11 protein-coding genes are annotated in these 20007 nt (G+C 59.4%); 3 read left to right on the top strand and 8 right to left on the bottom strand.

The features are described 5' to 3' along the window. Positions 1–154 precede the first annotated feature (154 nt). The 8 genes from QMX93_RS23240 to QMX93_RS23275 form a co-directional block, all read right to left on the bottom strand. Positions 155–409 (bottom strand): hypothetical protein, encoded by a 255-nt coding sequence (locus tag QMX93_RS23240; protein ID WP_159812556.1) that lies wholly within the window; start codon positions 407–409, stop codon positions 155–157. Positions 410–793: 384 nt separating this feature from the next. Beyond that, the gene (locus QMX93_RS23245) at positions 794–2113 is read right to left on the bottom strand and encodes an MFS transporter (RefSeq protein WP_282358111.1); all 1320 of its coding nucleotides are present in this window, start codon (positions 2111–2113) and stop codon (positions 794–796) included. 294 nt (positions 2114–2407) lie between these two features. Then, positions 2408–3736 (bottom strand): sigma-54 dependent transcriptional regulator, encoded by a 1329-nt coding sequence (locus tag QMX93_RS23250; RefSeq protein WP_282358112.1) that lies wholly within the window; start codon positions 3734–3736, stop codon positions 2408–2410. After that, positions 3736–5496, bottom strand: a complete 1761-nt coding sequence (locus tag QMX93_RS23255) for an ATP-binding protein (protein ID WP_282358113.1) — start codon at positions 5494–5496, stop codon at positions 3736–3738. The genes QMX93_RS23250 and QMX93_RS23255 overlap by 1 nt, the downstream gene beginning before the upstream one ends. 79 nt (positions 5497–5575) lie before the next feature. Then, positions 5576–8161, bottom strand: coding sequence for an RHS repeat-associated core domain-containing protein (locus tag QMX93_RS23260; protein ID WP_282358120.1), 2586 nt, complete (start codon positions 8159–8161; stop codon positions 5576–5578). Positions 8162–8216: 55 nt separating this feature from the next. Next, entirely contained in the window at positions 8217–10991 is a 2775-nt protein-coding gene (locus tag QMX93_RS23265; protein ID WP_282358114.1) for an RHS repeat-associated core domain-containing protein, read from the bottom strand. Next, entirely contained in the window at positions 10991–15481 is a 4491-nt protein-coding gene (locus QMX93_RS23270; protein ID WP_282358115.1) for a SpvB/TcaC N-terminal domain-containing protein, read from the bottom strand. Before QMX93_RS23270 ends, QMX93_RS23265 begins: the two co-directional genes overlap by 1 nt. A 196-nt stretch (positions 15482–15677) precedes the next feature. Next, positions 15678–17201 carry a fumarate hydratase gene (locus QMX93_RS23275; RefSeq protein ID WP_007916251.1) on the bottom strand — a complete coding sequence of 508 codons (1524 nt, stop codon included), beginning with the start codon at positions 17199–17201 and terminating at the stop codon, positions 15678–15680. A gap of 579 nt (positions 17202–17780) precedes the next feature. Here QMX93_RS23275 and QMX93_RS23280 point away from each other — a divergent pair. From QMX93_RS23280 to QMX93_RS23290, 3 genes are all read left to right on the top strand, one after another. Continuing rightward, entirely contained in the window at positions 17781–18887 is a 1107-nt protein-coding gene (locus QMX93_RS23280; RefSeq protein ID WP_282358116.1) for a GGDEF domain-containing protein, read from the top strand. Then, the gene (locus QMX93_RS23285; RefSeq protein ID WP_282358117.1) at positions 18880–19815 is read left to right on the top strand and encodes an iron-sulfur-binding ferredoxin reductase; all 936 of its coding nucleotides are present in this window, start codon (positions 18880–18882) and stop codon (positions 19813–19815) included. Before QMX93_RS23280 ends, QMX93_RS23285 begins: the two co-directional genes overlap by 8 nt. Positions 19816–19821: 6 nt before the next feature. Next, positions 19822–20007: hypothetical protein (locus QMX93_RS23290; RefSeq protein ID WP_282358118.1), on the top strand; the 186-nt coding region annotated here is incomplete at its 3' end.

Here is a 20007-nt window from a genome sequence, read left to right on the forward strand (position 1 = left end):
CGATAGCGGTGTGTCAGTCACATCAATGTTGACTGATGAAACGCTATCGCGAGCAGGCTCACTCCTACAGGGGAACGGGGGGCATTCGGAATTTGTGTTACCCCAGAAATAACTAAGCCCGGCCGAAGCCGGGCTGTGCGCTGTGCAGCAGCGATTAACTGATGGCAGCGGATTGGGTGCGGTCATAACCGTCGGCGGCGAAAGTCGCGGAGCCGGTGCGGTCGTAGCCATCTTCAGCAACAGTCGCCGAACCGGTGCGGTCGTAACCATCAGCAGCAACAGCGGCAGAACCCGTGCGGTCATAACCATCAGCAGCCACAGCAGAACCGGTGCGGTCGTAACCGTCGGCGGCGAAGGTGTTGGCAGCCAGTACGGACAGGGCGAAGGCGAGGATCAGTTTGGTTTTCATGGTCGTGTACTCCGAATGCGTTGGGGGTGTGTGTCTTGCTTGGGTTTAATGCTACGCCGATCAATTCGATTAAAAAGCGCAAAATAATGCTAAAAGCTATCGATTAAATTGATGTTAAGGGCGGCGCATTTAAATCGCTTACGTCGTCGAAGCGAACGTCGCGCAGGTCATCGATCAGGTAGGGGCAGGATGTCGCGCCAGCATTAATTAGCGATTAATGGCGGGTGGGGGCGGGTGACAGATTTTTCATACAGGGCTGGAGAGCGTGTCGACTCCAATCGCGAGCAGGTTCACTCCTACAGGGGAACGCATTCCAAATGTAGGAGTGAGCCTGCTCGCGATAGAGCCATCACAGCCACCATTGCAGTGGCTGTGAAAACCCAATCAGTCAGTCACGATCCGCGAATGCTTCTGGGTGTCTTTCATGGTCACGTACACCAGCAGCGACACGGCGATGCACGCCGTCACGTACCAGTAGTAACCGGTTTCCATACCAATGCTCTTGAACCACAGCGCGATGTATTCAGCGGTGCCGCCGAAGATCGACACGGTCAGTGCGTACGGCAGGCCGACGCCCAGCGCGCGGATTTCAGTCGGGAACAGTTCGGCCTTCACCACCGCGTTGATCGAGGTGTAGCCGCTGACGATGATCAGCGCCGCCATGATCAGGAAGAATGCGCCCCACCAAGTTTGAATGGTGTGCAGGGTCATCAGGATCGGCACGGTGAAGATCGTGCCCAGCACGCCGAAAGCGATCAGGATCGGACGACGACCGATCTTGTCCGAGAGGCCACCGATGATCGGTTGCAGGCACATGAACAGGAACAGCGTGGCTGCGGAAATAGTGGTCGAGTCGGAGATGCTCATGCCGACGGTGTTCACCAGGTATTTCTGCATGTAGGTGGTGTAGGTGTAGAACGCCAGCGTTCCGCCCATGGTCAGGCCGACCACGGTCATCAATTCCTTTGGATGACGCATCAAGGTGCGCATCGCGCTTTCCTTGGACTTCTCTTTCTTGGTGAACGACTCGGTTTCTTCCATGCCGCGACGCAGGTACAGCGCAACGACTGCGCACAGTGCGCCGATGGCGAACGGAATACGCCAGCCCCATGCGTACAGCTGTTCAGTGGTCAGCACGTTTTGCAGCACGATCAACACGCCGAGCGCGATGAGCTGGCCGGAGATCAGGGTTACGTACTGGAAGCTGGAGAAGAAGCCGCGACGTTGCTTGGTCGCCATCTCGGACAGGTAGGTCGCCGAGGTGCCGTACTCGCCACCGACCGACAGGCCTTGCAGCAGACGGGCGAAGATCAGCAGGATCGGCGCGCCGATGCCGATGGTTTCGTAGTTCGGGCTGAGCGCGATCAACAGCGAGCCGAAGCACATCAGGTAGACCGAGGCCATCAGCGCTTTCTTGCGCCCGACCTTGTCAGCGTAGAGGCCCATCAGCCAGCCACCGATCGGACGCATGAGGAAGCCCACGGCGAAGATCGCAGCGGTGTTCATCAGTTGTGCGGTGGAGGAGCCGGCAGGGAAGAAGGATTTGGCGAAGTACAGCGAGAAGGCGGCATACACATACCAGTCGTACCACTCGACCATGTTGCCGACGGAACCGCTGAAGATCGATTTGATCCGGCTGGCGGTGGTTCTTTCTTTGGCGGGCACGGCAGCCGACCTAAGTGGCAGGGCGTTGGAGTTATCCATTGAAGGATCCTTCGTTTAATTGTTTTTGTGGAGCGCGTTAAAACGCAGCCTGCGTGGGCTATAGCAGGAGGTGTGCCAACGGGGGGAGGGGCGGTTTAGAGGGGTTGACGGGATCGGGTGAGCGGAAATCCGCTCATCGCAGAGGATCTATGAGCGGAATATCGCTCACTCCGATCATTCCCACGCTCTGCGTGGGAATGCCTCAACGGACGCTCTGCGTTCGGCTCTGGTGGGGACGCAGAGCGTCCCGGGCTGCATTCCCACGCGGAGCGTGGGAACGATCAAGTACATGCGCTACAGAAACATCTCCCGACTCAACCCATGCCGCTGCATCTTTTCATTAAACGTCCGTCTTGGCAGTTGCAGCTCTTCAAGCACCGCTTTCACATCACCCTTGTGCCGCGTCAGCGCCGCGCGCAAACACTGCGCCTCAAACGCTTCCTGCTGCGCCGCCAGCGATTGCCCCGGATCAATCCCCGGCGCCGGTTCATCCAGCCCCAGCCCCAGCACTTGTCGCTCGGCGACGTTCGCCAGTTCCCGCACATTGCCCGGCCAGTCGTGGCTGAGCAGATGACTCAACTGCGCGCCGCTCAACGGCGGAAAAGTCCGCCCCAAACGTTCAGCCGCACTCTGCGCGAAGGTTTCAAACAGCAACGGAATGTCTTCACGACGATCACGCAGCGGCGGCAGGCGCAACTCCGCGACGTTCAAGCGATACGCCAGATCCTCACGAAAACGCCCGGCCCGCGCCTCGTCGAGCAGATCCGGTTTGGTCGCCGCAACGATGCGCAAATCCACGCGAATACTTTGATTCGAACCCAAGCGCTCGAGCTTCTGCTCCTGCAACACCCGCAGCAATTTCACTTGCTGGGCCAGCGGCATGCTTTCGATTTCATCGAGAAACAGCGTGCCACCAGACGCGTATTCCAGCTTGCCGATGCGCTTGCCCGAGGCACCGGTAAACGCGCCGCTCTCATGCCCGAACAACTCGGCTTCAAACAACTGCTCGGGGATCGCCGCGCAGTTCAGCGCCACAAACGGCTTGTCCGCACGCGGGCCGAAATCATGCAGGCAACGCGCAACCAGTTCCTTGCCACTGCCGGTTTCGCCACGGATCAACACGTTGACCGGCAGCGCCGCCAGATCGAGCACTTGCCGACGCAGTGTCTGCAAACCACGCGACACCCCGAGCAACGTCGTATCGAGTTTGGCGCGGTTGTCGGCCTGCTCGTGCAGCGCGCGGTTTTCCAGCACCAGGCGGCGTTTATCCAGCGCCCGGCGCAGGCTGCCCAACAGCGTTTCCGGGCTGAACGGTTTCTCCAGAAAGTCGTACGCGCCGTCGCGCATGGCTTCGACCGCCATCGGCACATCGCCATGGCCGGTGAGCAAAATTACCGGCAGATCCGCGTCGCGCTTCTGCACTTCGGCCAACAACGCCAAGCCACCGATGCCCGGCATGCGCACGTCGCTGAGGATCACCCCGGGGAAATGCGCGGGCAGCGCGGCGAGGCATTCTTCGGCGCGGCTGAACAACTGCACCTCGAACCCCGACAGGCTCAGCCACTGCTCGACTGCGTTGCGAATACTGCTTTCGTCATCGACCACCATCACCGAATTGAGCATCAGATATGCGCCTCCAGATCGATTGGCAGCGTCAGGCTGAACACCGCGCCGCTCTCGCCATTGTCGGCGCTCAGGCGACCGCCGGATTCATGCACGATGGCGAAGGAAACCGCCAACCCCAGACCCAAACCGTCGCCTACCGGTTTGGTGGTGAAGAACGGATCGAACACCTGACTCAGATGCTCTTCGGCAATGCCGCCGCCATTGTCGATGACGCTCAGGCGCCACAATTGTTCGTCGACTTCCAGACGAATCTCCAGACGCTTGCAGGTTTTGCCTTGCATCGCATCAAGGGCGTTGCGCAGCAGATTGATCAGCACTTGTTCGAGACGGATCGCATCGCCGCGCACCCACGCCGGCCGCGTCAGGTGCAGCACCAGACTGACCTGTTCGTCACGCAGACGCGCATCGAGCAATTGCAGCGCCTGATCGACCACCGTGGCCAGATCCAGACGCTCGCGCAAACCACTCGGGCTCTTGCGCGCGAACGTTTTCAGATGGCCCGTGAGCGCCGCCATGCGCGTGAGCATCTCGTCCACCGGTTTCAACGCTTTGTATGCATCGTCGACGCGGCCATGGTCGAGCAGCAGCCGCAGAGTCGCCAGTTGCATGCGCTGAGCGGTCAGCGGTTGATTGATTTCGTGGGCCAGCGCCGCCGACATTTGCCCCAGCGCCGCGAGTTTGGCCGACTGCACCAGACCGTCCTGCGCGGTACGCAAATCGCGGGTGCGTTCTTCGACCAATTGTTCGAGTTCTTCGCGGCTACGCTGGCGCATTTTCGCCAGACGCCAGCGCTGATTGAGGAACAGCAGCAAAAACACCAGCGCCAGCCACACCCCGGCAGCGGCGAGCCCGGCGTTGCGCAAATCTTCGAAGGCCACCTGCGGGTGACGCAGCAGATGCAACGTCCAGCCTTCGGCGGCCAGCGGCAGGGATTCCCACAGATAATCCGCCGTGCCTTGCGGGCCTTCAACGCGGCGTAGATCGCTGTTGTCGTCAAAACTGCGCAGTGCCAGATGCGTCAGCGGCACCAGCGCTTGCTTGTCGTATTGGCGGGTGGCTTTGATCTCGGCCATGTCGCTGGAACTCAGCGGTCGCAGCGCGCGATAGCGCCAGCCCGGCTGATTGGCGATGAAGATGATCCCGCGCGCATCGCTGACCAGCAGCGTGTCGCTGCCCTGGCTCCATTCCCGTTCCAGTTCGGGGAATTCCAGCTTGACCACCATCGCCCCGAGAAACTCATCCTTGTCGCCCAGCACCGCGCTGGACAGGAAGTAACCGGGAATGCCGCTGGTCACGCCCACCGCATAAAAACGCCCGGTGCCCTGCGTGCGGGTCTGACTGAAATAGGGGCGGAAGCCGTAGTTGTGGCCGACGTAACTGCTCGGCAGGCGCCAGTTGCTCGCCGCCACGGCAAGGCCCGTGTGGTCGAGCAATTCAAGGGTCGAGGACTGCGCCGCACCGTTGATCTTTTCCAGCTTCAGATTCAGTGCTGCCTGCTCTTCGGCATCCACTGAACCTGCCAGCGCCGAGCGCAATTGCGGATCCAGCGCCAGCACGGCGGGCAAGGCGCGATAGCGGTCGATCAGGGTGTGCAACGAGTTGGCGTACAGCGCCAGTTGCTGATTGGCACGCGCCGCATCTTCCTCCAGCGCCTGACGTTCGGCGTGGCGGATGGCAAGGGTCGCGGCAACGGCCGCACCGGCGACGATCAGCAGGGAATACAACGACAGACGCAAGGTACGGGAAGTCGGCAGCATGCTGGGCAGATGGGTGGCAGGTCGGGCGGGAAAGATAGCATGGGCAGGGGGGATTCGATGTTCTGGTTGAAGATTGAAATCACACCTGAGATTCGGCCAAAGCATGGGATCTGGCAGGGAATACCCAATTTATGATTCTGTTGGGAAGCCTTTGCGATTGTGCCTTTTCCACTACAGTGCTGATTGCATCGAACGGGGCAACACCTTCATTGACCAGCGATGCAACTGCTCGTTGTTGGTCGTCAGGTAGTTTGTCACGCTGTGCAAAGTAGGTCGCCCGATCTTCTGGCGTCAGGGCATCGAGGATGACAGTCGATACACGGAGTTGGGCGAGCGTTTCGACCTGTCGTTCGCTATTGGCAATTTCGCTGCTTGACTGAACAGCATCATGAAATATCTCAAGCGCTGTTTCAGTTTCTTGATCGCGCAGCGCTTTTACTTTTTCCAGACCGGTTCTTAAATTGACATAGCGCGAAACCAGGGTGGTGGCAGCACCTAACAAACCACCACCCAAGACCGTACCCGCAAGGCCGATCGCGCTGCTGGCAGCCATCGCCGCTGCATCATAGTTGCCATTGGCGATTTCATAGATGACTCCCCCCACACCTCCTGCCGGGACGGATGCGAGCATTGCTGCTCTGAACCCGTTGAATGCTGTCCTTAATCCATATTGGGAGCCGGCGAACTTCAAAAAACTGGTGTTGGTCACCAGCTCATCGACATCGATCCCATCGGGAATGTGTCCCTCGAATTTTTCCTTCAGTGTGCTCAGCAGAGTTGTCGCACTGGTAGCGCCGTCGAAGTCAACATTGCCAATCAATCCCCTGAATCCATTACCAAATACCGCTTTTGCATTACCCATTTTGTCGACATAAAGCAGCGGATTATTCGCCACCATCACATACAGATTCAGCCCATCCACATCCCCCGCCGGATCCGCGCTCACCCAGCGCTGCAACCAAGGCGCGTAATACCGCGCACCGTAGTAATACAGCCCACTGACATCCATCTCCTTGCCCGAATAACGAATGGTTTTGTAATCCCCCGCGCTTTTGGAATGGGGCAGCCAAATCGCGGTGCCGCCGAACGGATAGTAGGTTTCCTGACTGAGCACTCGCGCCTGTTCATCAAGTTCGGTCGCGCTGGAACCCAAGTGATCACCGAGGCTGTAACGCAGTTGATTGTTCGCGACGTCCGCCGGTGGCGCGCTACGCCAATGCAGGCAACGCACGTTGTCGGGCAGGATGATGACGTGCAGTTCTTCGCCGCTGTCGCGGGTGCGGATTTCCAGCCCTGGCAAGTAACGCACCTGTTGAAAATGTGATGCGCCGACGCTGTGGCTTTCAAGGCGTTTGGAGACGCGTTCGCCCAGGCTGTAGAGGTACGCTTCCTGATCATCTGCTAAAGCATTGTTGCGCTTGAGCAGGGTGATCTGGCGCAGTTGATCCAGCGCGTTCCAGGCCAGTTGCGGGCCGTGGCGCAAGTTGAGCAGGTTGCCATGGGCATCGAAAGCAGTGGCGAAATCCGGTGGCGGATCGTCGGCTTGCCAAGGCAGCGCACGGTTGCTCGATGGCGCGACTTGCATCTGTCGCGTGTAGCCGCCCGTGGCGCGTTCGTGCACCTGTTTGATCAGGTTGGCGGCCACATCGTATTCAAAGTGCTGCGTGTAATTGCGCAGGTTGTTCGGATCACTGGGCGAGGGTCTGCCCGGAATCTCAGAGGCCGGGGCGGCGTCATGGCCGCTGGCCGTGATCAACCGATCAAGCGAGTCATAGCTGAACGCTCGGTGGCCATCAATGTACTGGTTGGCGAAATACACCGGTGTAAATGTGGAATCGTCGATCCGCAGTACATTGCCGACGGCATCGTAGGCGTATTCAAAGTTTTGCAGCAGCGGTTGCCCGGCAACGCCGGCTTGAGCGCTTAGCAGCCAATCATTGGCAGGATCGTAAAGCCATTGGCTGACGACGTTATTGGCCGCCAGCCGCTCGATGATCTGGCCGTGAGCGTTGTATTGCGCACGTTGCAAGATGCTTTGAGGTTCACTGCCCTGACGCTGTAAAGAAACCTGCGCGACCTGGCCGGCCACATCGTAAGAAAAAGTCTGTCGATGACCACCCGCGTCGGTTTGCGTCAGCAGCTGATTTAGCGAGCCGAACGATTGCCGGCTGGTGTGAGATTGCGAATCTGCGAAGGTACGGGTTTGTTCAAGCGGCTGACCGAACAAGGCAAAGCTCTGGAAGGTCAGCGAGCCTGAGGTGTCTTTCAATGTGGTCATCTGGCCGCACAGATTGTGGCCACTGTCGGCGGAGGCATCGGCGTAGTTGCGCGTTTCCAGGTGGCCAGAGTCGGCGGTTGCCTCACTCAATACGCGCAGTTGCTCATCAAAGCAGGTTTGCCAGTGGTTACCGCGCCCGTCCCAACGCTCCAGCGCTTGTCCGGCCATGCCCGGCAGGTTCAGTCGCCAACCGGCGTCAACGCTGTCGATCATCAGCGGGTGAGCGGACAGCGAGTAAACGGTCGCGACATTGGCAGGCGTGCTGGCGTCGAACAGGCGCGGATCTCGTTGTTCCACCTGATGACCGGCAGGATTATATTGCTGGCGAGTCACCAGCGGCTGCGCTTCAACCGACTCTGCGCTGCGCAAATAGCGCACCTCGCGCACCGTCAACTGACGGCTGTCCCGCACCTTCAGAGCAGGTGTCTGCCAATGGATCGAGCTACATTTTGTTCTCATGCGTCCACCAGTTGTACAGACGCGAGTGGACCTTGTTTTGCGGGTGGGCTTGCGCTCTTAAATAGCGGTTGTCGGTAGTGTTCATTTGCCTGTAGGCAGCAATGCCCGCCAGGCCCTGGCTGATATTTGCCTGCACGGCTTGGGTTTGCTGGCGTAAGGATGCGAGGCTGATAGAGCCTTTGCCTATCCCGGACGAGGCAAGGACATCAGTCCCGAGCGCTGTGAACGCCGCCTCGTAGTTGTCGGCATGTTCCCCGACAGCCTGTTGCCAATCGGTGTACATCGCTTCGATTTTGTTCATCTTGACCGGATCGAGGCCAACTTTAATGTCCTCGACTTCAATCGCACGCTGAAAGGTACTCAACGTAGCGGGAATGATTGAGAGCCAGGAGCTCATGACTCGATTCATCATGAAGTCAGGGTTGAGCACAGCGTTGAGTGCCGGGTTGATCACTTGCTCCGTAAAGTCGCTTACGCTTGTGATGTCTTTAGCCTGTTCCTTGATGCCCAATTTGCTGTTGATTTTGGCCACTGACATGGTTGACGTTTGCGGAATCAGGGGGCCGAGCGTGAGCCCTGTTTTACTCGCTGCAAAGTTTGCCAGCGGATCCAGTACTTCGTTGACCATGTCCCCGGCGAAGTTGCCCGCGATCAAGCCGCCAGTTCCCAGATGGGGCACGCCAGGCACACTGGGCACTAAGGAATCGAGCACTTGCGCTGAGTAAAACCCGGCAACAGTTCCCGCGGCACCTTTGATCACCTCTACCCCCGTATTGGCCAACAAGTTTCGGACAAGGTGCTTTTGGTTGATAACGTTATGCATCACGCGATTGGTGTGATCGGCAAACTCGCCTACAGCAGAGATGAAGGCCGAAGAAAGCCTGATATCCGCTTGCGCTTTACTGCCCCCGCCTGCATCCACATAGCGCAACGGATTGTTGCCCACGAACGCATACAGATTCAGCCCGTCCACTGCGCCCAACGGGTCGGCGCTGACCCAACGCTGTACCCACGGCGCGTAGTAGCGCGCACCGTAGTAATACAGACCGCTGACATCCATTTCCTTGCCCGAGTAACGAATGAATTTGTAGGCGACTTCGATCAGTGAGCGTGCCGTCATCCAGGCCGTGGCACCGAACGGGTAATAGCCTTCGTGGCTGATGGTCTGGCCCAGTTGATCCAGCTCCAACAGGCACGAGCCCAAGTGATCTTCGAGGGTGTAGCGCAGTTGATTCTGAGGAATCCCGGAGGGCGGTGAAGCTGCCCAATGCAGGCACCGTGCGTTGCCGACGCTGATCACGTGCAACTCTTCGCCATTGTCTTTGCGGCGGATTTCCAGCCCTGGCAGGTAACGCACCTCGTGGAAGTGTTTACTCGAATCGAAGTCGTGACGCTTGTAGACGCGCCCCCCTTGGCTATAGCGATAGTGCTCTTGATCATCGGGATCGTTATCGCGCTTCACCAGCGTGACGTCGGTCAGTTGATCGCGTGCGCTCCATGTCATTGGGTGACCAGGTTGCAGCGTCAGCAGGTTGCCGTGGCGGTCGAACAGTGTGTCAAAGTCAGGCTGCGGATCGAGTTCATTGCTACGTACGGCGCGATTGCTGTTCGGGTCGATCGACATCCGTTGCGTCAGGTTGGCGTCAGCGCGCACATGGCGCAGTTCGATCAGGTTGCCGCCGCTGTCGTACGCATAGGTCTGCAAATAATTGCGCCGGTCAGCAGGGTTGCCCGGTTCGGGTCGGCCCGGATGATCAGTGGGCGCGGCATCGTCGTAACCACTGGCACTGCTCAGCCGGTACAGTGAGTCGTAACTGAACTCGCGGTGGCCATCAACCCGCTGGTTGGCGAAGTAACTGGGCGTAAAGACGTGGTCGAGGATTCGGGTGAGGTTGCCGACGCGATCGTATGCATACTCAAAGTCTTGCAGCGTTGCCGACTGCTGCGATGTCGCCGATTGCCGATGCAGGCGTCCGTTGGCCGAATCGTAGTGCCAGCGGCTGGTTACACCGTTGCCCGTTTGCTGCAGGATGATTTGCCCGGCAGCGTTGTACTGCGCCTCGATCAGCACAGGCTGCCAATCGGTTGCAGCATCGATTTTTAACGCTACGTGGCTGAGCTGGCCGGCCAGATCGTAATGCGATTGTTGCCGGTGGCCACCGGCATCGGTTTGCTCCAGCACAGGCCCTAGAGGGCCGAACGTGCGAGCGCTGGAAAACGCCTGAGCATCGTGAAAGGTGCGCGTATCGTGCAGCGCCGAGCCCGCCAGTCCGTAGCTGTGCATCGCCAGACTGCCGGACTGATCCATGTGGCTGAGAAGACGGCCCCGCAAGTTCTGACCGGCATCGGCCAAGCCATCTGCATAACTAAAGGTTTCAACATTCGGCTGGGCGTTTTCTTCTACAGCGACAACGCGTAACTGCTCATCGTATGTCGTGCGCCAAAGACTGCCGCGTTCATCGCGGCGTTCAAGGATTTCCCCGGCCAGCCCCGGCAGGTTCAAGCGCCAGCCAGCGTCGACGCTATCGACTTTCAGTGGCGCACCGGCCAACCCGTAAACACTAGTGAGATTGGGATGCGGCAGGCGCGCATCCCATTGCTCGATGATCCGTCCGGCAACGTCGTGTTGCTGACGGCTGACCAGGGCGACGGGCGTTTCCTCGGCAACCGTGCGCAGGTAGGCGATCTGCCGAACCGGCCAGCCACAGCCATTGTTCACCGTCAGTGACGGTGTGCGCAGGTGGACATCGCTGTTCATCAGTGCAGTGTCCGCGAGGGTTTTGCAGGCGCCGGCTCTGCGGTGTCATTGGCGTCTTCGCTGGTTTTATACCAAGGGTGATAAGTCTCGCGAGAGAAGTCACCGGTGGCATTGATCACTTTGATCAGCCGCCCAAGCTCGTCATAAAACAGTTGATCGTAAAAGCCGTATTCGCGCAGGGAGTGGTCGTTAACGTAACCGTGGACGTTGGCAAAAAACGCGCGGTATTGGCGGATCGGCAGCCCTTTGTTGTTGTAGTCGATGCGTTCGCTGATGCGCCAGCGCGGATCAGCCAACGCTTCAACCAGTTGACCGTTTTCGATGACCAGCGAGCCGTCAGCCGCCACGACATACGCCAGACCGGGATCGACCCGTTGTTGAGTCTGCAAGGGCCGCCCGAAGCCGTCGACACAGGCTTTGACGATATGGATCTGCGCCGCCGTTGCATCATCGGGGTAACGGTCGGCGCTGAGCATCACGCTGTGCACCGGATCGCGCGCGGCCGCAGCAACGGCGGCACTCAGCAGTTGTTGTGCGGGTGTCAGAACCTGCGAGCGAGCAAGCTGCAGACGCGCACTGGCTCGTATATGGCCGCTGGGCAAAACATGGCGCTGGCCAATCCATTCGAGCAGTTGTTCGGTGCTGACATCAGGCAAGACATTGCCCATCCAGCTGAACAGATTCTTGCGCAATGTACTGGCGGCTTTTTGCACCGCTTCGGCCGGGTGTTCGATGGCCGCTGCAGGGTCTGGATCTGTCGGCAGCTGATACTCGCTTAGCGGCTTGAATCCCGCCGGCACACTGTTTTCAGTGCCGTAGAAACTCACCGCCAGCGGTTGACCCGAGGGCAGGTAAATCACTTCTTCGATGTTGTCGTTGGCATCGGTAATCTGCTCAGGGAGCTGATGCAAATAATCGTATCGAGCGTGGGTCGTGCAGCCATCAGGCAACACCACCCGAGTGACCGCCAAACGGTAAGCGTCGTATTCGGCCGTTGTCACGCCGTGGCTGGGCGTTTCGTTGAACGCCTGGACATTGTAAAAACCTTCTGGCCCGGCATAACGGGCGAAGTTGTAGCGCGACGACCAGAGATTGCGAGCGCTGTCGTCCTCGGGCGTTTGCTTGAACAAAAACGGCATCGGGGTGTAACCGATGCGGGTCAGTTGCGCGCGAATATCGAAGTTCGCCAATTCGCTGTAAGCGTCCAGCGCGGTCTTGTCCATTTGCGCCAGTTCGAGAGGGCCCGGCAACGCTGCAAATTCGGCTTCACCGTCCGGCAGGGGAGACTGGTCGAGGGTCTTGAGATAACGCTGCACCGATTGTGTGGTCAGCACGCGTTCGGTCTGCCAATGCAGTGAGCCCTGATGTTCGATCAGGTGTTCGTACGACACTTGAGCGGGCGACAGGCCTTCGGGCAGAGAACCTTTAGGCAGTACCAAGGCATTACCGCGCTGCTGAAAAGTCAGGCCCAGCCGCCATTGTTGTGGATTCTGATTCAGGTCGATAAACCGCGCCCGGCTCTCTTTCAGGTAGTAAGACTGTTGCGCGGGATCATGAGCGTCGCGCCACCATTGCTGATGATCCGGATCGGTAAAGGGCGGCGGCGAGGCTTCAGTCAGGCGCCGGGCGTAGCTGACTGTCACGTCATGGGTTGGCAATCCGTACGCATTCCGGCACAGCGTAATGTCGTGAGTGCACAGTGGGTCGTCGATAAACCGGTCGTAGGCGTAGTTGATCTGTTCCAGCGCCATCGGCAGCAATACCCGCGCCGCATCGTGTGCGCCTTTGGGGCGAACTTCGCGAATCAGATAGCGGGTTTCCTGCACCGCGAAGGGCGCAGCGACAGCGGGATCAGCGTCGGCAGCGTAGGTCTCGATGCGGGCAATGGAACCGGCCAGTGCTCTGGCTATTTCGTCGTGAGCATCTTCGGGTGGCGTCACCACGACATCGCATTCATCGCTGGGGTGATACTGGCTGAACACGGTGCTGCCCAGCGCAACGGCATCGGCGTCGCGCTTGAAATAGCCCTCGCGTGAGCGATCCATTGATTGTCCGGTATGAAACCAGCTGCACACCCGCACTGGCGCAGTGAAGCTGGCGTCATCAGCCGGACTGGCGCTCTCACTGTCGGTTTGTTCGACGAAGCCGAAGCCGCGAAACATGCGCTCCTTGCCATCGTAAAAACCTTCGGCGTACCGGAACAACTGGGTGGTGCAATTGCCGGTGATTTCATCCAGTTGGCTTTGCCGGCTGACCACCTGAATCGGGAACGGCAGGTAACAAGCCGGCGTCTGTGTCGGCTGCTCGGCAAGCCGTCGGGTTTTCTCGTCCAGCCATTCCTGCGCGCTGCTGCGGTAACTTACGCTCGCGCTACAGCCCATGTTGTTATTGCTGGCTGTCAGCAGATAAGGTTTGGCCGAAACAAAGTCATAGCGCCAGTGCTGCGGTTTGCTGTGCGCTACGGTGAGGATCAGGCTCTCGCAGCCCAGACCTTGCAGATCGGCGACAGTGACCTGGCACAAGGGGTCATAACGCACATCCTGCGGCCACGGCACGTGGATCGGCGTTTGCTCGAAACCGTTGCTGGCCCGATTCAGGTAAATGTCGAAGCCTTCACTGTTCAGATAGAGCAGGGCGGGGGCGCCGGAACCGTCCAGATCGGCGATGCGTACCCGATCGGTATCGAACTGCCCATAGGTGAAGGGCAGGCTGGAGATGACGCGGCCATGGGCAAATGTGCCGTGCCCGAGATTGGGCCAGCACTTGATTTGATCGTGACTGATGCTGAACAACTCCGGCATGTCGGTGCCGCGCAAGTTGCCCAGCATCACCAGTTGGCTGCGCGAAGGACCGAACAACGGCAACCGGTCGGACGTGTGATCCACTTCCTCGGCTTTGGCGAAACCTTCCTCGCGGCGATTGGCATACAGGCGCACCGAGTGCGGCCCGATCAAGGCAATCGAGCTGAGGCCATCGCCGGACAGATCACCGAGTTGTGCGAGGGTGTGCAAATACTCCGCCGGGAAGGTGCGGAACGCGGTGAACGCCGTCCAGCGCCGATCGGCATTCAATGTGTTGTAACCGCTGATGCCTTGTTCAACCGTGATCCAGTCGAGCCGGCCATCTCCGGTCTGATCGGTGAGGATCTGCCGCGCGTTCGGCTGGCTGTTGGCGACGGGGATTTTTTCCAGCAGTGTCCACGGTGTGTAGCCAATCGCATCCGGGCCGCTGCTTTCTCGGACAGGCTCACGGTAGTACCAGGCATTGTTGTAGGAGCAGAGAAAACCGACAGCGCCTTCACCGTACAAATCCACGCAGCGATACGTCCCGGTATCGATCCCCGGCATGGCCTCGGATTCAAACAGGCGCGAAGGGCTTTTGTTGATGACGAACGGTGAGTAGTCAAACTCCACCGGAGGTGTGTTTTCCACGTAAGCGCTGCTGTCATACGCTTGGTAGTGCGCGGCCGACAGCAGGCTGTAGCCGCCGGTTTGCGGGTTGTTGGAGTACTCCAGCAGCAGCCGCCGAACCAGCACCGGGTCGGGCCCCGTTTCCAGCGGAAAATGATGGAACATCAACACCTGCTGACACAGCCGCTGAGTGCCGACCTCAAAGCCTTGGCCGTAAGTGGAAAACGTGTCCTTGCGCAGCAGCCAGGGCTTGTCGCCGACGTAGGCAGGTTTGTCCGAGTACGCCGTGCTGCGCTCGCCATAGTCGAACAGCAGATGAAAATGCCAACTCATGTCCGCAGGGTTGGCGTTACTCCAGGCGTACAAGTCTGCGTTGGCCTCGGCATTGCCATACCAGACGCGTTGCAGGTACCGCTGGGCGCTGGGGTCATCGTCGCTGCCGGGGGCTTTTTCATCGGCCTTGTATTCGTAGCAGATGTGTTCGCCACGTGAATTCAGGCTTTCGCAGATTAGCCACGCGCTCACGCGCTGTGGATCATCCGGATCTGCAATGCGTGAAGACGGGGTCTTGCCGTACACCTGCAGCGAGCCATCGGCGCCATGAATCAGCCAGAAAGGCGTTTGGTCTGCTACAGGCTTCCAGTATTCGCGGAGAGTAAAATCGCTTTCGACCTCAGGCCAATAGCGCACCACCTCATGCAGGCCGATATCCACACCGTTGTACTGACTTTCCTGGCGCGATTTGATCGATCCATCGCTCTCAAACTCAGGTCTGCACACCTCGCCGTCATGGCCGACGATTTCGTCGAGATCGGTGTAGCGCGGCACGCCTTTGTGGGTACGGCGACTGATCTGCGCCAGGCCCACTCCCCAGCCAATCCCGAACGAACCATTGCCGGTCTGGCTGCTGTAAGACAGTGACAGTTGCGGATCCCAGCCACGTCCGGCAGAAGAGGGGATCGGCAACACAAAAGAAGCTGCGCCCGTCGGGCCGACCACGCCCCAGTCCTTGCCAATGGTGGCAATCGACGCGCTTCTGGAGATTGACGGGGTGACGATGCTGAGGTCTTGATCGGCCATGGTTCCATCCACTGCGCGAATGCGGGGCAGGTGGAGTGACGCTATCAAGAAGTGCAGGCGGCGTAACCTGTCAGATCTGACAGGTGCGCAAGATCATTTTGTATGCTTGTCCGGGGTTTTTATCGCGATGGTCACGCCCACAAAAAAGGCCGGTTCATCCTCGCAGATGAATCGGCCTTTTTCAGTGCTGCAAAACTTACTGCACTTCTACCGCCAGGCTTTCGCTGATCTTCTGTTGCCAGATCGCAGGGCCGGTGATGTGTACCGACTCACCTTTGCTGTCTACCGCAACGGTGACCGGCATGTCTTTGACTTCGAACTCGTAGATCGCTTCCATGCCCAGTTCGGCGAATGCCAGCACTTTCGACTTCTTGATCGCCTGAGCCACCAGGTAAGCAGCGCCGCCGACAGCCATCAGGTACACGGCTTTGTTGTCCTTGATCGCTTCGATTGCGGTCGGGCCGCGCTCGGATTTGCCGATCATGCCCAACAGACCGGTTTGCTCAAGGATCTGACGGGTGAACTTGTCCATCCGCGTCGCGGTGGTCGGGCCAGCCGGGCCAACCACTTCGTCACCGACCGGATCAACCGGGCCAACGTAGTAGATGAAGCGACCTTTGAGGTCGACCGGCAGGGTTTCACCTTTGTTGAGCATCTCGACCATGCGCTTGTGCGCGGCGTCGCGACCGGTGAGCATTTTGCCGTTGAGCAGGACGGTTTCGCCCGGCTTCCAGCTCTGCACGTCTTCCGGGGTCAGGGTGTCGAGGTTGACGCGGCGGGCCGACGGGCCGGCTTCCCAGACGATTTCCGGGTAGGCGTCCAGCGGTGGAGCTTCCAGCGAGGCCGGGCCGGAACCGTCGAGCACGAAGTGCGCGTGACGGGTGGCGGCGCAGTTCGGGATCATGCACACCGGCAGCGAGGCTGCGTGGGTCGGGTAGTCCATGATTTTCACGTCGAGCACGGTGGTCAGGCCACCGAGGCCCTGGGCGCCGATGCCCAACTGGTTGACCTTCTCGAACAGCTCCAGACGCATTTCTTCGATGCGGTTCTGTGGGCCACGGGCTTTCAGCTCGTGGATGTCGATGGATTCCATCAACACTTCTTTGGCCATGACCGCTGCTTTCTCGGCGGTGCCGCCGATGCCAATACCGAGCATGCCCGGTGGGCACCAGCCGGCGCCCATGGTCGGAACGGTCTTGAGCACCCAGTCAACGATCGAGTCGGACGGGTTGAGCATGGCCATTTTCGACTTGTTCTCGGAACCGCCGCCCTTGGCCGCCACGTCCACTTCCACGGTGTTGCCCGGGACGATGGAGTAGTGAATCACGGCCGGGGTGTTGTCCTTGGTGTTTTTACGAGCGCCCGCCGGGTCGGCGAGGATCGAGGCACGCAGGACGTTTTCCGGCAGGTTGTAGGCGCGACGCACGCCTTCGTTGATCATGTCGTCCAGGCCCATGGTGGCGCCATCCCAACGCACGTCCATGCCGACGCGCACGAACACGGTGACGATGCCGGTGTCCTGGCAGATCGGGCGGTGGCCGGTGGCGCACATGCGCGAGTTGATCAGGATCTGCGCCATCGAGTCACGGGCCGCTGGCGATTCTTCGCGCAGGTAGGCTTCGTGCATCGCCTGGATGAAATCCACGGGGTGGTAGTAGGAAATGAATTGCAGGGCGTCGGCAACGCTCTGAATCAGGTCGTCTTGCTTGATCACGGTCATGAGTCGCGCTCCTCTAAAAGACGGGAACATTCTATGGGGCAGCTACAAGCTTCAAGCTATCAGCGGCAAGTTGGAGCAGTACGCGGACTGCTTGAGCTTGCGGCTTGAAGCTTGCAACTAGAAGCTGGCCCTTGGGGCCGGGCACGCCGGGGCTGCTGGCGCGACGCTAAAAAGGCGCGGCAGTATACCGCGCATCAAAGGGGCATACACGCGTCGGCAGTCATTCGTTGGTCGCATGGATGGGCGAATATCGGACATCGGGTTAGCACTTCAGAATTTACCCCCTCACCCCAGCCCTCTCCCCCAGAGGGGGCGAGGGGGAAAGGGAGCCGATCTGCGCAGACTTCAAAACCTGAGTTCGGCTCGTTGGTTCAAGTCGGCGTATCTCGAACAGACAACACAGTCAGTCCCCTCTCCCTCCGGGAGAGGGCTAGGGTGAGGGGCTTTTAAGGTCAGGCATTTGACGTCAATTTTCGGGCCCGAAAATCGGTGGTCATTTATCGACTACGCCTCTAAAGTGGCAGCCGGTCTGTAGAGTAGGACACTCAGTCAGCCTCCTATCGCACGGTGAGTCAACGATTGACCCATAACGCCATACAACGTCTTTTGCTCAAACGTTTTGCCCTTGCTGCAGCCACCTATGGATTGGCTCTGCTGCTACTGTGGCTGGCGTTTTTTACCGGGCATTACCAACAATCCCTCAATACTGTGGCCGTCGGCAGCGCCCTCGTGGTGATCAGTCAGGCAACCCTGTTCGTCTTGTTCTGGACCGGGCGCAATCAGCGCTTCGACGATCCGAGCATGACCGAAGTGCAGGTGCTGCTCGGCCTCGGCTGGCAAACCTGGCTGATCGCCCATCTGGATGAGGCGCGTGGCGCCTTTCTGGTTTTTTACGTGCTGATCCTGCTGTTCGGGCTGTTCCATCTCAGTCGACGCGCGTTCATTCGAACGGCGCTGCTGGTGTTCTTCAGTTTCTGCGCCATCACCTTGTGGGACGGTTACAACTTCCGCTTGGCCGAGCCCGCACTGGCCGCGTTGCAAGTGTGCATTCTGGCGATGGTGCTGGCGTGGCTGGTGCTTTACGCACGTTTCGTTCAGGTCTCGCGACAACGCCAGCGTCAGCGCCGGTTTGCCTTGCAGGCGCATCAGGACACCCTGCGTGGGATGATGCGGCAGCTGGAAGATCTGGTCGCCACCGATGAGCTGACCGGGCTGTTCAACCGTCGTCATTTCCTGCGTCTGGCCTCGCGCGAGCTCAATGAAATGGACGAAGACGTGGCGCACGGCCTGGCGCTGATCGACCTCGATCACTTCAAACGCATCAACGACATGCACGGCCATGCCGCCGGCGATCAAGTGTTGCAGGCGTTCGCCGGCGTTGCTCAAGCGTGCTTGCGCGACGGTGATGTGCTGGCGCGCTACGGGGGTGAAGAGTTTGTGGTGTTGCTGCCCAACTGCGATGCCGAACAGTTGACCGCGTGCTGCGAACGTCTGCGCGTTGCGTTCGCCGATGTCGAACTGGTGGGCCTGAATGTGCGCAACCTCAGTCTTTCGGTCGATATGACTTTGTTGGAAATGGGCGATGATTTGGACGACGCGTTGCATCGCGCCGATCAAGCGCTCTATCGGGCCAAGCGCGACGGGCGTAATCGCTGTGCGGCGGCGTGGGAGAACGTCGATGCCTGAACTTCGCGTCGGTGAACGGCAGTGGTCGGTGGCGTCGGGCACTAATCTGCTCGACGCTCTCAACCAGAATGGCGTTGCCGTGCCTTACAGCTGCCGCGCCGGCAGCTGCCATGCGTGTCTGGTGCAATGCGTACAAGGTTTGCCTGCCGACAGTCGCCCGGATGCCTTGAGTGCCGAACAACGGCAAGAGGGCTGGAGACTGGCCTGCCAATGTCAGGTGACTGAAGACTTGCAGGTACACACCTTTGACCCGATTGTCGACGGTCGCCCGGCGGTGGTCGAAGCGCTGGACTGGCTCAGCGACAGCGTGCTGCGTCTGCGCCTGACCCCGCAACGTCCATTGCGCTACAGCGCCGGGCAGCATCTGGTGCTGTGGATCAATCACATCGCCCGGCCGTATTCGCTGGCGAGCTTGCCGGAAGAAGATCGTTTTCTCGAATTCCACCTTGATTGCCGCCAGCCCGGCGAATTCAGCGACGCCGCCCGGCGTTTGCAGATTGGCGATGCGATCCGCCTCGGCGAATTGCGCGGCGGCGCTTTGCATTACGACGCCGACTGGCATGACCGGCCACTGTGGCTGCTCGCGGCAGGCACTGGTTTAGGCCCGCTGTTCGGCGTGCTGCGTGAAGCGTTGCGCCAGGATCACCAAGGCGCAATCCGTGTCATTCACCTGGCCCATGACGATCGCGAACACTATCTGGCCAAACCCCTTGCGGCGCTTGCTGCCCAGCGTGAAAACCTTAGTGTCGAACTGTGGACGGCGGCCGAGTCAGCCGCCGCTTTGGCGCAACTGCGCCTTGTCTCCAGACAAACCCTGGCTTTAGTCTGCGGCTCGACGGCCAGTGTCGACGCCTTCGCCCGGTGCCTGTACCTGGCCGGACTGCCGCGCAATCAACTGCTGGCCGATGTGTTCCTGTCCCGCGGTTGAGCGCTAATGCTTATCGGGTTTCATAGGTTCTTTGTGGCCAAGTCTTTATGGTCAGAGGATTTTTTGTGGGGATTTATGTGGCAAGGGGATTTTGTGGCCTGGGGATTATGTGGCGAGGGGATTTATCCCCGTTTGAGTGCGCAGCGCTCACAAGATTTTGGGGCCGCTGCGCAGCCCAGCGGGGATAAATCC

It is taken from the genome of Pseudomonas sp. PS01303, from assembly GCF_029959385.1.
In the GTDB taxonomy this organism is placed as follows: domain Bacteria; phylum Pseudomonadota; class Gammaproteobacteria; order Pseudomonadales; family Pseudomonadaceae; genus Aquipseudomonas; species Aquipseudomonas rustica.